The sequence below is a fragment of the Burkholderia pyrrocinia genome (assembly GCF_022809715.1).
GTDB lineage: Bacteria > Pseudomonadota > Gammaproteobacteria > Burkholderiales > Burkholderiaceae > Burkholderia > Burkholderia pyrrocinia_C.
The window spans coordinates 870,137-883,575 of sequence record NZ_CP094461.1 but is presented as its reverse complement, the minus strand read 5'-3'; the positions used below and the strand labels follow the sequence as shown (position 1 = coordinate 883,575).

At 68.3% G+C, this 13,439-nt stretch carries 13 protein-coding genes; 10 read left to right on the top strand and 3 right to left on the bottom strand.

Annotation, left to right across the window (positions count from 1 at the left end; genetic code table 11):
• The first annotated feature begins 281 nt into the window (after positions 1 to 281).
• The 10 genes from MRS60_RS34155 to MRS60_RS34110 all read left to right on the top strand — a co-directional run bounded on the left by MRS60_RS34155 (position 282) and on the right by MRS60_RS34110 (position 8,719).
• The gene (locus MRS60_RS34155; protein ID WP_034184553.1) at positions 282 to 629 is read left to right on the top strand and encodes a RidA family protein; all 348 of its coding nucleotides are present in this window, start codon (positions 282 to 284) and stop codon (positions 627 to 629) included.
• Positions 630 to 641: 12 nt separating this feature from the next.
• Positions 642 to 1,886 carry a D-amino acid dehydrogenase gene (locus tag MRS60_RS34150; protein WP_105392798.1) on the top strand — a complete coding sequence of 415 codons (1,245 nt, stop codon included), beginning with the start codon at positions 642 to 644 and terminating at the stop codon, positions 1,884 to 1,886.
• On the top strand, positions 1,883 to 2,674 hold the full coding sequence (locus MRS60_RS34145) for a maleate cis-trans isomerase family protein (RefSeq protein WP_243567015.1): 792 nt from the start codon (positions 1,883 to 1,885) through the stop codon (positions 2,672 to 2,674). The genes MRS60_RS34150 and MRS60_RS34145 overlap by 4 nt, the downstream gene beginning before the upstream one ends.
• A gap of 77 nt (positions 2,675 to 2,751) precedes the next feature.
• Complete coding sequence (locus MRS60_RS34140) at positions 2,752 to 3,456, top strand: GntR family transcriptional regulator (RefSeq protein WP_243567014.1); 705 nt, start codon at positions 2,752 to 2,754, stop codon at positions 3,454 to 3,456.
• Positions 3,457 to 3,578: 122 nt separating this feature from the next.
• Positions 3,579 to 4,463 (top strand): glycosyltransferase family 2 protein, encoded by an 885-nt coding sequence (locus tag MRS60_RS34135; RefSeq protein ID WP_105392800.1) that lies wholly within the window; start codon positions 3,579 to 3,581, stop codon positions 4,461 to 4,463.
• Between the two features lie 70 nt (positions 4,464 to 4,533).
• A complete protein-coding gene (locus MRS60_RS34130; RefSeq protein WP_034184548.1) occupies positions 4,534 to 5,469 on the top strand; it encodes a dihydrodipicolinate synthase family protein in 936 nt (311 codons plus the stop codon).
• A 41-nt stretch (positions 5,470 to 5,510) separates the two neighbouring features.
• On the top strand, positions 5,511 to 6,689 hold the full coding sequence (rhmD, locus tag MRS60_RS34125) for an L-rhamnonate dehydratase (RefSeq protein ID WP_006756437.1): 1,179 nt from the start codon (positions 5,511 to 5,513) through the stop codon (positions 6,687 to 6,689).
• A 9-nt stretch (positions 6,690 to 6,698) separates the two neighbouring features.
• Complete coding sequence (locus MRS60_RS34120; RefSeq protein WP_105392802.1) at positions 6,699 to 7,484, top strand: SDR family NAD(P)-dependent oxidoreductase; 786 nt, start codon at positions 6,699 to 6,701, stop codon at positions 7,482 to 7,484.
• Positions 7,485 to 7,495: 11 nt separating this feature from the next.
• Positions 7,496 to 7,810: an L-rhamnose mutarotase gene (rhaM, locus tag MRS60_RS34115; protein WP_034184679.1), complete on the top strand. Its 315-nt coding sequence runs from the start codon at positions 7,496 to 7,498 to the stop codon at positions 7,808 to 7,810.
• Between the two features lie 15 nt (positions 7,811 to 7,825).
• Positions 7,826 to 8,719, top strand: a complete 894-nt coding sequence (locus MRS60_RS34110; protein ID WP_243567013.1) for an amidohydrolase family protein — start codon at positions 7,826 to 7,828, stop codon at positions 8,717 to 8,719.
• Positions 8,720 to 8,754: 35 nt separating this feature from the next.
• Here the strand turns inward: MRS60_RS34110 and MRS60_RS34105 are convergent, their stop codons facing one another.
• The 3 genes from MRS60_RS34105 to MRS60_RS34095 form a co-directional block, all read right to left on the bottom strand.
• Positions 8,755 to 9,462 (bottom strand): DUF3142 domain-containing protein, encoded by a 708-nt coding sequence (locus MRS60_RS34105; RefSeq protein ID WP_243567012.1) that lies wholly within the window; start codon positions 9,460 to 9,462, stop codon positions 8,755 to 8,757.
• 7 nt (positions 9,463 to 9,469) lie between these two features.
• Positions 9,470 to 11,641, bottom strand: a complete 2,172-nt coding sequence (locus tag MRS60_RS34100) for a hypothetical protein (RefSeq protein ID WP_243567011.1) — start codon at positions 11,639 to 11,641, stop codon at positions 9,470 to 9,472.
• A 344-nt stretch (positions 11,642 to 11,985) separates the two neighbouring features.
• Positions 11,986 to 13,398 carry a 3-deoxy-D-arabino-heptulosonate 7-phosphate synthase gene (locus MRS60_RS34095; RefSeq protein WP_243567010.1) on the bottom strand — a complete coding sequence of 471 codons (1,413 nt, stop codon included), beginning with the start codon at positions 13,396 to 13,398 and terminating at the stop codon, positions 11,986 to 11,988.
• Positions 13,399 to 13,439: the final 41 nt, after the last annotated feature.

Here is a 13,439-nt window from a genome sequence, read left to right as displayed (position 1 = left end):
ATTGCGTTTGAAATACAAAAGTGTCGACAGAATCACAGAACAAAAATCGTTGGCAAACACTTTTTGAGCGGATGTGGCGAAGTTCGTAAAACACATCGAGGTTCACAAGAAAATGCCTTGTTTTAAAGCATTAGATGCACAAACTCAGCGACGGTAAACACCAGCGTCGGGCATATGCGCCAGATTGGCGCGGCGTCGAATATTTTTGAAAAAAGTGTATACAGTGCTGAATATGGATGCTTAGAATTCAACCCACTCGACACGGAAACGGAGGCGGTGCGATGGAGATCAAGCGATATGGCGCAGGCGAACGGATGAGCCAGCTCGTGGTTGCGGGCGGCTTCGCGTTCATTGCCGGACAGGTTGCCGACGACACCGCACTCGACGTCGCCGGCCAGACCCGCCAGATCCTCGACAAGATCGACCGGCTGCTCGACGGCGCGGGGCTCGACAAGCGCCGGATCGTGTCCGCGAACATCTGGCTTGCCGATCACCGGAGCTTTGCCGACATGAACCGGATCTGGGACGCATGGGTGCCGCAGGGCGACGCGCCGGCGCGCGCCTGCGTGGAGTCGGCGCTCGCGTTTCCCGAGTACACGGTCGAAATCGCGGCGATCGCCGCGTTCTAGCGGAGGCGAGCGATGAGGACGGTCGTGCTCGGAGGCGGCATCGTCGGTGTGACGACCGCCTACTTTCTCGCGAAGGCGGGCGACGAGGTGGTGGTGGTCGACCGGCGCGACGGCGTCGCGCTCGAGACGAGCTTCGCGAACGCGGGGCTGATCGCGCCCGGGCATTCCTATACGTGGGCATCGCCGCGCGCGCCGAAGATCCTGCTCAAGTCGCTGTTCTCTGACGGGCAGGCGCTGCGCCTCAAGTGGTCGCCGGACTGGCGGATGTGGGCGTGGTGCCGCCAGTTCCTGCAGAACTGCACGGCGGAGCGGTCGCGCCGGAACACGTCGATCAAGGTGCGGCTGTGCCGCTACGCGCAGCAGCAGCTCCAGTCCGCGACCCGCGACGAGGGGCTCGCGTACGACCGGATCAGCGGCGGGCTGCTGTACCTGTACCGGGATCCCGCGTCGTTCGAGCGCGGCATCGCGAACATGCGGATCCTGTCCGACAACGGCCTGCCGCTCGAGACGCTCGACCCGCGCGCGGTGATCGAGCGCGAGCCCGCGCTCTCCGGCGCGGCGGGCGAGATCGCGGGCGCGATCTACTGCCCGTCCGACGAGAGCGGCGACGCGCATCTGTTTACCCGCGCGCTCGCCGAACGCTGCCGCGCGCTCGGCGTCGAGTTCCGCTTCGGCGCGACGATCGACGGCATGCGCGCGAACGCGGACGCGGTGGACTACGTGCAGACGTCGCAGGGCCGCGTGAGCGGCGACCGCTACGTGCTCGCGCTCGGCGCGTACTCGCCGTTCGTCGCGCGCCGGCTCGGCTACCGGTTGCCGATCTACCCGGTGAAAGGCTACTCGGTCACGCTGCCGATCGACGCGCGCCACGAGCCGCCGACGCTCGGCGGCGTCGAGGAAAACCAGCTCGTCGCGTGGGCGCGGTTCGGCGAGCGGCTGCGCCTGACCGCGACGGCCGAATTCGGCGGCTACGACACGACCCACACGCCCGCGGACTTCGCGCACATGCTGGCGACCGCGAAGGCGCTGTTTCCGAACGGCGCCGACTATACGAAACCGTCGTACTGGGCCGGGTTGCGGCCGATGACGCCGGAAGGCACGCCGATCATCGGCGCGACCCGGCATCGCAACCTGTTTCTCAACACCGGGCACGGCCACATGGGCTGGACGATGTCGTGCGGTACCGCGAAGATCGTCGCGGACCTGATCCACGGCCGGCAGCCCGACATCGACATTACCGGGATGACACTCCAGTGAGCGAACTTCTTTCGACCCCTGTGCAGCACGGCGCCGGTTCGTACGCGCGCTTCGGCTTCTCGCTCGATGCGGGCATCGCGCGCCGCGCGGCGATCGGGCTCGTCGTGCTCGCGACCGACCATACGATCGAATACGAATGGCGGCGCGTGCTCGCGCTCGACGGCGTCGCGTTCTACGAGAGCCGGATCGCGAACTCCGCCGACATCACCGCGGAGACGCTCGCGCGGATGGACGGCGGGATCGCGGCGGCCGTCGAGCTGATCCGCCCCGGCGAGCGCCTCGACGTGGTGGCGTTCGGCTGCACGTCCGCGTCGATGGTGCTCGGCGAGGAGCGTGTGTTCGAGCGGATCCGCGAGGCGCGGCCGGGCGTCGCGTGCACGACGCCGATCACTGCGGCGCGGGTCGCGCTCGGCGCGCTGGGGGCGCGCGGCGTCGCGCTCCTCACGCCGTACGAGCGCTCGATCAACGAAGCGATGGCGGCCTACCTGCGCGCGCGCGGTGTCGACGTCGTGCGCGCGGGCTCGTTCGAGCACCGCGACGACAACGAGGTGGCGCGGATCGACCGCGCATCGATCGAGCGCGCGGTGCTCGCGCTGGCCGCCGATCCGGCGGTGGACGCGGTGTTCGTGTCGTGCACGAGCCTTCGGCTCGTCGACGCGCTCGCGGAGATCGAGGCGCGCGCCGGCAAGCCGGTGTTGTCGAGCAATCACGCGCTCGCATGGCATTCGCTGCGGCTCGCCGGCGTCGACGATCCGGTGCCGGGCTTCGGACGCCTGCTGATGCAATGACGGTAGCAGCAAGAAAGGCGTCCGCAGGCCGCCATGGCCGATAATGACGGTCGCCGACAGACGAAGGAGGAGGCGAGATGGCAGCGAATTCCGTGCTTGGCGGCCGCGAGGCGCTGGCGCCCAGGCGCGCGGGCCTCACGGTCAACGAGATTTACGAGCAACTGAAGCAGATGGCCGTGGTGTATTCGATCCGGCCGGGCGAGCGGGTCAACGAGCTCGAACTGGCGGAACGGTTCGACGTCAGCCGCACGCCGATCCGGGAGGCGCTGAACCGGCTCGTCGCAGAGAACCTGCTGGTCTTCGTGCCGAATCGCGGATTCTTCATCCGCCAACTGGAAGGGAAAGACGTGTTCGATCTCTTTGAGCTGAGGCGTTCGATCGAGTCGACCGCGGTGATGCTCGCGTGCGAGCGGGCGTCCGACAACGACATCAAGACACTGCGCCGCTTCTGGCGGCAGGTGATGAAGAGCGCGCCGCGGATGCCGTCGTCGGAGCTCGTCCTGAAGGACGAACTGTTTCACCTGGAGCTTGCCGCGCTGTCGGGCAATGCGGAGATCGGGCGCGTGCTGCAGGGAATCAACGCGCGGATTCACTACGTGCGATGGGTCGACGTCGACCAGCGGCGCGACGCGGCCTTCACCGAGCATCTGGAGATTCTCGACGCGCTCGCCGCGCGGGACACCGAACGATGTGTCGCGTTGACCGACACGCACATCCGCTGGCGGATGGAGGAAATCACGCGCGTGGTGGAAGCGAGCGTCGTGAAGCTGTACGCGAAATAACGGGCGGTCCGCGGCGCACGCGCGCCCGGCGAGACCGCACCGACGAGACGCAAGGCCAAGGAGGACGAGCCGCCCGCCTGCCGGTGCGGCGCATCGCCACGCTTTCGTTACGAGGTGCCGTCATGAAACATGGCACGCTGGTCACGCTGTACAAGCCGTCCGCGGCGCAGATCGACCATCTGCTGGGCCTGCCCGCGCACAGTCCGGCCGTCGTCGCGGTCGACAACTCGCCCGTCGTCGATCGCGAGCTGCACGCGCGGCTCGCCGCGCACGGCGTCGACGTGGTCGCGAACCACAACCGCGGCGGGATCGCCGGCGCGTTCAACGCCGGTGTGGAGTTTCTCATTCGCCGCGGCTGCGACGTGTTCTTCATCTTCGACCAGGATTCGACCGTGCCCGCCGATTATTTCGAGCGGATGCTCACGGGGTGCGCGACGGTCGGCGATACGCGCTTCCTGGTCGGGCCGCGCATCTTCAACCGCAACTTCCGGCGCAACCTGCCGCTCTTCACCGTGCGCCGCTGGTCTGCGCGGATCACACCGATCGGCGACGGCGCGCGCGGCTTGCTGCCGTGCTCGGTGATCATCTCGTCCGGCACCGCGATCTCGCTCGACGCGTATCGCGCACTCGGCCGGTTTCGCGAGGATTTCTTCATCGACCATGTCGACGCCGAGTACTGCATGCGCGCGCAGGCGAACGGCGTGCCGGTGTGCGTGAATGCGGACGTGTCGCTGCCGCACGAGCTCGGCAGTCCGTCGGCCCGGCAGCACTGGCCGCGCGTCGAGATCTTCGACCAGAGCGCGCTGCGTCATTACTACGCCGCCCGCAACTGCATCCTGGTCGCACGCGACTACTGGCGCCGCTATCCGGCCATGCTGCTGATCAACCTGATCACGCTGAAGCACGTCGCGTTCATCCTGCTGCATGCGCGCGACAAACGAACCAAGCTGCACGCGATTCTTTGCGGCGTGACGGACGGGCTGCGCGGCCGGTACGGCCGGGTCTGACCGACTCGTGACGACGTGCGGAATCGCGCTTTATCAATTTTGTAATCCTGAATGAAGTGAGGCCGACAAGATGATTCATGACACGCAGGCAGCTCGCCGCTATACGGGCGCGTTTTCCGTTGCGCCGACCATTTTCACCGAATCGGGCGAACTGGATCTGGAAGGGCAGATGCGTTGCGTCGACTTCATCATCGACGCGGGCGCAGACGGGCTGTGCATCCTCGCGAACTACTCGGAGCAGTTCTCGCTGTCCGACGACGAGCGCGAGCGGCTCACCGGGATGATTCTCGAGCACGTCGCGGGCCGGGTGCCCGTGATCGTGACGACGACCCATTTCAATCCGGTGATCTGCGCGGCACGCAGCCGGGCCGCACAGGCGGCCGGCGCGGCGATGGTGATGATCATGCCGCCGTATCACGGCGCGACGATTCGCTGCGGCGAGGCGGCGATCGGCGCGTTCTTCTCGGAGGTCTCCGATGCGATCGACATCCCGATCATGTACCAGGACGCGCCGATGAGCGGCACGCAGGTATCGGCGGCGTTTCTCGCGCGGCTCGCGCGTACGATTCCGAACCTGCGCTATTTCAAGATCGAGGTGCCGCAGTCGGCGGCGAAGCTGCGCGAGCTGATCGCGCTCGGCGGCGACGCGATCGAGGGGCCGTGGGACGGCGAGGAGGCGATCACGCTGCTCGCCGATCTCGACGCGGGCGCGACGGGCAGCATCCTCGGCGGCGGCTACCCGGACGGGCTGCAGCCGATTTTGGCCGCCTATCGCGCGGGCCGGCGCGACGAGGCGGTGGCCGGCTACGAGAAGTGGCTGCCGCTCATCAACTACGAAAACCGGCAGGCCGGGCTGCTCGCCTGCAAGGCGCTGATGAAGGAGGGCGGCGTGATCGCGTCGGACGCGCCACGGCGCCCGCTGATGCCGCTGCACCCGGAGACGCGCGCGGGCCTCGTCGAGATCGCGCGGCGGCTCGACGCGCTCGTGCTGCGCTGGGCGCGCTGACACGCGCGCATTTTTCTTCTTTCCGATCGAGGAACGTCCCGATGAGCATGCCCACGATACGACACATCCGCGCGCTGACGGTGCGCGGCGGCGGCGCCGACTACCACGACCAGGGCGCTGACCACTGGATCGACGATCACATCGCGACGCCGATGGCGCGTTACCCGGAATACCGGCAGAGCCGGCAGTCGTTCGGCATCAACGTGCTCGGCACCCTCGTGATCGAGATCGAGGCGAGCGACGGCACGGTCGGGTTCGCGGTGACGACGGGCGGCGAGATCGGCGCGTTCGTCGTCGAGCGCCATCTGGCGCGCTTCATCGAAGGGCAGCGCGTGACCGACATCGAGAAGATGTGGGATCAGATGTTCTACGCGACGCTCTATTATGGGCGCAAGGGCGTGGTGCTGAACGCGATCTCCGGCGTCGATCTCGCGTTGTGGGACCTGCTCGGCAAGGTGCGCGGCGAGCCGGTGCACCAGTTGCTCGGCGGCAAGGTGCGCGACGAACTGCAGTTCTATGCGACGGGGGCGCGGCCGGATCTCGCGAAGGAGATGGGGTTCATCGGCGGCAAGCTGCCGCTGCATCATGGCCCGGCGGAGGGCGACGAGGGCCTGCGCCGCAACCTCGACGCGCTGGCGACGATGCGCGATCGCGTCGGCGCGGATTTCTGGCTGATGCTCGACTGCTGGATGAGCCTCGACGTGCGCTATGCAACCCGGCTCGCGCACGAGGCGCGCGCTTACGGGCTCAAGTGGATCGAGGAGTGCCTGCCGCCCGACGACTACTGGGGCTACGCGCAGTTGCGCCGCGCGGCGCCGCCCGATCTGCTCGTGACGACGGGCGAGCACGAGGCGACCCGCTGGGGCTTCCGGATGCTGCTCGAGATGGGCTGCTGCGACATCATCCAGCCTGATGTCGGCTGGTGCGGCGGCCTGACCGAACTCGTCCGCATTTCAGCGCTCGCCGACGCGCACGGCGTGCTGGTGGTGCCGCACGGCTCGTCGGTCTACAGCTATCACTTCGTGACGACGCGGCACAACAGCCCGTTCGCGGAATTCCTGATGATGGCGCCGCAGGCGGATCGCGTCGTGCCGATGTTCGATCCGCTGCTGCTCGACGAACCGGTACCGACGGGCGGGCGGATGAAGGTGCCGGATACGCCCGGTTTCGGCGTGCGGCTCAATCCGGCCGTGCGCACCGAACGGCCCTACACGCACTGAGCTGCCGCGATGAAACTGCTCGAGAACAAGGTCGTCGTCGTCACCGGTGGCTCGCGCGGCATCGGCCGGGCGATCGCGCTCGCGTGCGCGCGGCATGGCGCCGACGTCGTCGTCAATTACTGGGCCAACCCGTTGCTGCCGGCGCAGTCGGATCACGCGCTCGACGCGCTGGTCGACGAGATCGGCGCGACCGGCCGGCGTGCGCTCGCGGTGCCGGGCGACATCGCGCGGCCGGACACCGCGGACGAACTGGTCGCGCGGGCCGTCGACGCGTTCGGCCGGATCGACGTGCTGGCGAGCAATGCGGGGATCTGTCCGTTCCACGCGTTCCTCGATCTGCCCGCCGACCTGCTGCGACGCACGATGGAGGTCAACCTGCACGGCGCGTTCCACGTGACCCAGGCGGTCGCGCGCCGAATGGCCGCGCAGGGCGACGGCGGCGCGATCGTCGCGACGAGTTCGATCAGCGCGCTCGTCGGCGGCGGCATGCAGACGCACTACACGCCGACGAAGGCCGGCGTGCACGCGCTGATGCAGTCGTGTGCGGTCGCGCTCGGCCCGCACCGGATCCGCTGCAATTCCGTGCTGCCGGGCACGATCCGCACCGAGATCAACGAAGCGGATCTCGCGGCGCCCGGCAAGGCCGAGTACTTCGAGCAGCGCATTCCGCTCGGCCGCCTCGGCGAGCCCGACGACGTCGCGGACTGCGTGGTGTTCCTCGCGTCGGACCTGGCGCGCTACGTCAACGGCGCGGCACTTCTCGTCGACGGCGGCCTTTACGTGAACCTGCAATGACGGCGGCGGACATGGAGACGATCGCGTTCCGGATGCGGCTGCATCCCGGGCAGAAGGACGAGTACCGGCGGCGCCACGATGCGATCTGGCCGGAGCTGGCCGACGCGCTGCGCGCGGCTGGCGTGGCCGATTACTGGATCTTTCTCGACGACGAAACGGATTGCCTGTTCGCCGTCCTGAAACGGCCGGCCGGGCACCGGATGGCCGAACTCGCGCAGGCCGACGTGATGCGCCGGTGGTGGGCGTACATGGCCGACCTGATGGCGACGGACGGGGACGGGCGGCCGCTCGAAAAACATCTGGAACCGATGTTCCATCTGGCGTGATCGCAGGGAGGCGCAATGCAGGTCGTCGATCCACATGTGCATTTCTGGGATGCCGATGCGTTGAGCTACGGCTGGCTCGACCGCGCGCAACCGGCGTTTTCCGGGCCGGTGGCGGCGCTGCCGCGCGCATACGGTCCGGCCGACCTGCGCGCGGACGCGGGCGGGATCGATATCCTGAAAGTCGTGCACGTCGAAGCGATCCATGACGCGTGGACAACGCCGAGCGAGGTCGAATGGCTGCAGGCGCTGGCCGACACGCCGGCGAGCGGCGGCATGCCCGAGGGCATTATCGCGGGTGTCGACCTGTCGCGTGCCGACGCGCCTGCGAGGCTCGAGGCGGCCGCCGCCTGCGCGAACGTGCGCGGCATTCGCCAGGTACTGAACCGCCACGCGAACCCCTGGTACAACTACGTCGATCGGGACTATCTCGACGATCCGGGCTGGCGCGACCATTTCGGGTGGCTCGCACGGCTCGGGCTGTCGTTCGACCTGCAGCTCTATCCGTCCCAGGTCGGGGCCGCGCTGACGCTGGTCGACGCGCATCCGGACACGGTCTTCATCGTCAATCACGCGGGCATGTTCGTCGACCGCGACAGCGTGCACGGCTACCGCGCGTGGCGCGCCGGGCTGCACGGGCTCGCCCGGCGCGAGAACGTCATGCTCAAGCTGAGCGGGCTTGCGATGTTCGATCACCGGTGGACGATCGAAAGCTTTCGGCCATATGTGCTCGAGGGAATCGACGCGTTCGGCGCCGCGCGATGCATGTTCGCGTCGAATTTTCCGATCGACCGGCTGCATGCCGGCTATCCGGCGCTCTGGCACGCGTATTCGGAAATCGTCGCAGGGGCGAGCGACGTGGAGAGGCACGCGCTGTTTGTCGGCAATGCAGAGCGGATTTATCGCATCTGATACGCCGGGGACCAACGTCGCCGCGTTTCCGCCCGCTAGCTGTTGCGCAGGAACACGACGTAGCCGCGGAACCACGGGTTCGTCGCGAGGTACGGCGGCGCGTCCCACTCGCCGCCCTGGATCACGCCGATGCGAAACGGCAGTTGCAGCCGCGCGACGCGCGGCAGGTAGGCCGCATAGTCGGGGATCGTGCTGCGCCCCTGATAGGTCTGCACGATCACCTCGTCGACAATGCCCCTGAGCTGGTTGACCTGGTCGGCATCGATGCGGCTGCTCCAGTCGAGCAGCCCGGTGATGCTCAACCGGCAATCGGCGGGCAAGGTCTCGCGCAGCGTGCGCAGGAATTCGACGTAGTCCTGCAGATGGCGCGTACGCGCATCGAAGTCGATCTGGATGCCCGCGATCGTGCGTCCCGACGCACGCCAGCGCGTGAGCTGCGCCAGCATGATCTGCGTGACGCGCGGCGTCCAGCGCAGCGTATGCGCACGATAGACGAGCCAGACGCGCGCGTTCGGCGCGGGCGGCAGCGCGACGCCCTGCGCGATGACGCGTACCTGCGATTCGTCCCGCGGCGATGCTTCGATCTGCCCTTGCAGCACGTAGACGGCGCGCGCGCCGCTTACGACCGCCTGCGGCTTCACGCCGGCCCACAGCCAGAACGCGTCGTACTGCGCGGCGTCGACGGTGCCGGCCAGCGCGAGGCGCCCGGCCAGCAGCAGCGCGACGCACGCAATACGCTTCACGCCGTGCTTACCAGTAGTAGCGGAGCTTCTGCGCCCACGGGCTGCCCGGATAGGTGGCCTTCAGCGTATCGAACCAGCGCTTGCGCGTGTTCTTCGGCACGTCCTTGCCGCCGCATTCGTTGCTGCCCGACGGCGCATAGCACTTGATTGCGCGGTAGAACGCGTACGCGCGGTCGTTCGGGTTCGCCTGCGCATCGGCCATCACCGTCACGTAGCTCGACATCCGCTCGTACGGCTTGCCCGCGAACTGCGACGGCGATGCGCCGAGCGTCGGCGGTACGCGCGTGGCGGTCGTCGACGATGCGTTGCGTATCCACAGCGGCACCGGATCGCCTTCGAGACCGGCTGCGGGCGGATGCAGGCGCGCGAAATCGGCGAGGCAGTTCAGCCCTTTCGCGTCGCCGGGGTTCTGCTGCAGCGTCGCGGCGATGTCGCGCGCGGACGGGCACGTGTAGCCGTCTTCGTTCCTGGCGCCGGGCGCGATGAACGGTTTCAACGGATCGGCAGGCGTGCCGGAAACCAGCGCGGCATCGGCAATGAAGTCGGCGTAGTGCGAGCGCGTGAGCTCCTTGTACAGCAGCGTGTACAGCGCGGTGTCGCGCAGCGCGCCGCCGGTCGCCTGGTTCTGCGCCTGCGCGCGCAGCAGGTCGGCACTGGCCGAACGCTGCAGCAGGATCGCGCGGAGCGCGGCGTTCTGCACCGGCGAATCGTCGGCGAACACGTCGTTGACGAGCCCGGCCTGCTCCAGGTTGATCGCGAGCGCGAGTTCCAGCGCCTCGCGCTGGAAGCGGAATTTCGCGAGCGGGATCAGGTCGCGCCACAGCTGGCGCGCCTTGTCGGGCTGGCCGCTGTCCTCGAGTGCGAACGCGCGCAGCGTCTGCTGGCTCAGGCCGAAGTAGTCGAGCGGCACGGCCGGCGTCTGCGGCAGCAGTTCGAGCGCGGCATCCGGCTTGTGCCCGATCTGGACATACCAGGTCGCGAGCAGGTAGTCGTAGAGAGCGGGCGCGTTCGCGAAGCGCGGCTTCTGCGCCTGCAGGTCGTCCAGCGTCAGCGGCTTGCTGCGGCTGGCGTCGCTGCTGTCCGACGTGCGCATGCGCAACAGGTCGACGGTCGCGAGCACGGTCGGCGACTGGATCTGCCGCGCATCGAGTTCCGACCCGAACAGCAGCTTGCTGTCGAGTTCGTTCGCCAGTTGCATCAGCGGCACGTTCGAGGTCTTCGGCGACCAGCGGGCGAGCGCGTTGCCGTACAGGTCGGCCTGCTGCGTGACGTTCCCGCCGAGCCACGCGACGCGCCGCAACAGCCCCGACGCGGACACCGCATAGCGCCCCTGCGGATATACGTTCAGGTAGGTACGAAACACCGTGTTCGCGGCGTCGAGCGATACCTTCGTCACACGAGCGCGCGACGGCGTGGGGCTATCGTTGTCGAACACGTTGGCCTGCGCGGCGTTCAGCTGCGCGCGCCCGGCCATGTAGAGCCCGGTTTCCTTCAGCCACGGGTTCGCGCTGTGCGATGCGTTCGCGAAGGCTTTGGTTGCGGTGAGGAAGTCGGCGCGGTAGAACGCGTTCGTGCCGTCGAGGTAGGCCGCGAACTGCTGACCGAGCGGCGATTTGACCGGCGGCTTCGTCCAGGCGGCGCTAGCGCCGCCCGCGGCACAGGTCTTCTGTGCGATGTCGGTGCGCGCCGTGCGCAGGCGCGCGGCTTCGTCGGCGGGGATGCCGGCGGCGGCATTCAGTGCGTCGTTGAACGCATCGGCGCCGGCGTTCATGCTGCGGCAGATGCTGCCTTCGCCGTCGGCATACCGATTCGACGGCGCATCGGCATCCGCCGCGCCGCCGGCCTGGTCGGGCCGCTTCTGACCGATCTCGATCCACCCGGAAAAGTCCAGCGGGAACGGCACGATGATCTGGTTGATCCGGTCTTTCGCCGGGATCGTCTTCGGGTCCGGGAACACCTGGGCGACCTTGGCGCTGTCGACCATCAGCAGCATCGCGTTGATGCGCGTGTCGTTGGCGGGGCTCAGCATCGGCACGTTGCCGCACGAGTACGCATTCTGCCGGAGCGTGGCCGGCGCGTAGCAAGTGTCGTCCGAGCTGGCGTGGGCGCCGGGGATCCAGAGCAGGCTGGCCGCCAGCGCGGCGAGCAGGTTTCGTTGCAGCAATGGGTTTCTTCGCATTTTTCTTGTGCTGGGGTGGGGCCGCGATGGCCGGGTCTCTCAGGGGGCGTCGTGCCCCGGCGCGTATCGTACCAAACGGGCGGGATGGATAGCGCCGGCGGACGGTGCGGTCGCGGTGATCGGGCGGCGGGCGCGAGTCTGTCGGCCAGTCGCGGCGATTGCCGGCCCGGCGAAATGGAAGTCCACTCAGTGTAGACGTAACGCCACCTTGAATCCGGATCGCCCGAATCAAGATTCAGCCGGCAGTTGCGACCGACGATCGATGGGCCGACGGCGGCCGGCTGGCGGGATGGACGCTGCCGTTCGGCGTGCTCACCAACCGAGCGGGCGGCGCGCCTCGCGCATCACGCGTACACGCTGCTCGCGACGCCATCGTCGGCGACATCGTCGATCGCGGCCCGCAGGTCGTCGATCGCCACCATCAGTTCGCGGACCTGCCGCAGCGACGGGTATTGATGCAGCACGGCATGCCATTGCGGCAGCGTCAGCAGCGCATGCCAGATGACGCCGAGGCCGCCCGGATCGGCGTTCGGCTGCCGTGCGAGCGCGCTCGCGTATTCGAGGCTCGCCTGCGCAGACAGCAACTGCATCCGGCTCGCCGCGCCCAGCAGGCGCGGCGTCGCGTCCGCGGACGCATCGCAGCAATACAGCACTTCCCGTTGCAGCGCCGCGTCGTCGGTCGTCAACGCGCGGAGCGACGCGCCGTGCACGCGCACCGTGCCCTGGTGCGTCTCGAACGAATAGATCGTGTCCGCGTCGGCCTGCGCGAGCAGGTTCAGGCCGCGCAGCAGCCGCGGCAAATCGGTTGTCGCCGCATCGGCCGATGCCTTCGCTTCGACGAGGAAGCGAACGTTCCATGCGGGCGCCGCTTCATCGCCGCGCGTGCGTTCGAGCAGGATCGCGTCCCATTCGGTTTTCGCGCGGTCGTGCCGTCCCGGTATCGATGACGGCACGCGCATCGATGTGACCACCCGGTAGGTGCGCCGTTCGTCCACGGCTTCCAGCCTGCCGGCCAACGCGTCGAGCGCCTGTGCGGCCAGCGCTTCGACGGCTGCGCCGCGCCGCTGCGACGCGGCGCCCTGCGCAACCGCGATCGTGCTGCCTTCGAGCGGACCCTGGCGCACCCACAGTGCGCGGTATCGCCGGACGTGCTCGTCCGTCGCCAGCGCATCGAGACGCAGCAGGCGTTCGAGTGCCGCACCATCCTTCAGCTTGACGATGTCCTGCTCGAACGCGGCGTCGGTCGCCATGTCGGGCAGCGCGAGCAGTTGCTGCAGCGTCGCATGGAGATCGGCCCACGACGCGGACGTTGCGGCCGAATGCAGCCGCGCGAGCCCGTCGCGTTGCCACGCCTGGGCGCTGCGCTCGAGTTTGGCCGGGTGCGCGATCGCGTTGACGGCCGAGTGCAGCGCGCGCCGGTCCTGCTCGGCGTGCGCGTGCAGCGACGCGTATTCGCGCACGCTCGGCGCGTCGTGCCGCAGCACCGCGGCCTGGAAGGCTGGATCGCCGGATTGCCTGTCCATCGCGTCGCGGATCATCCGTGCGAGCGCATCGATGAAGCGCTGCTGCAGTTCCGCGCCGGGAGCTTGTCCGTCGCTTCGCAGCCGGCGCGCTTCCTCGATCGCGATCGCAAGGGTGGCGGCCGGGTTCGCGGCTTCGGCCGGCGACGACGCGCTGTCGAGCGGCGGCAGCCGGTAACGGCGAGCGACGGTGCGCAGGACTTCGTCGAGCAGGGCGGGAAGCGGTGTCAGCGACATGTCAGGTATCGGGGTGGAAGCCGTTCGCGTGATCGGGGTTG

Excerpts from the sequence above, each read along its gene's own strand:
- rhaM (WP_034184679.1), top strand. The coding sequence starts at position 7,496 with ATGGAGACGATCGCGTTCCGGATGCGGCTGCATCCCGGGCAGAAGGAC.
- MRS60_RS34140 (WP_243567014.1), top strand. The coding sequence starts at position 2,752 with ATGGCAGCGAATTCCGTGCTTGGCGGCCGCGAGGCGCTGGCGCCCAGG.
- MRS60_RS34095 (WP_243567010.1), bottom strand. The coding sequence starts at position 13,398 with ATGTCGCTGACACCGCTTCCCGCCCTGCTCGACGAAGTCCTGCGCACC.
- MRS60_RS34120 (WP_105392802.1), top strand. The coding sequence starts at position 6,699 with ATGAAACTGCTCGAGAACAAGGTCGTCGTCGTCACCGGTGGCTCGCGC.
- MRS60_RS34130 (WP_034184548.1), top strand. The coding sequence starts at position 4,534 with ATGATTCATGACACGCAGGCAGCTCGCCGCTATACGGGCGCGTTTTCC.
- MRS60_RS34110 (WP_243567013.1), top strand. The coding sequence starts at position 7,826 with ATGCAGGTCGTCGATCCACATGTGCATTTCTGGGATGCCGATGCGTTG.
- rhmD (WP_006756437.1), top strand. The coding sequence starts at position 5,511 with ATGAGCATGCCCACGATACGACACATCCGCGCGCTGACGGTGCGCGGC.
- MRS60_RS34155 (WP_034184553.1), top strand. The coding sequence starts at position 282 with ATGGAGATCAAGCGATATGGCGCAGGCGAACGGATGAGCCAGCTCGTG.
- MRS60_RS34150 (WP_105392798.1), top strand. The coding sequence starts at position 642 with ATGAGGACGGTCGTGCTCGGAGGCGGCATCGTCGGTGTGACGACCGCC.
- MRS60_RS34100 (WP_243567011.1), bottom strand. The coding sequence starts at position 11,641 with ATGCGAAGAAACCCATTGCTGCAACGAAACCTGCTCGCCGCGCTGGCG.
- MRS60_RS34135 (WP_105392800.1), top strand. The coding sequence starts at position 3,579 with ATGAAACATGGCACGCTGGTCACGCTGTACAAGCCGTCCGCGGCGCAG.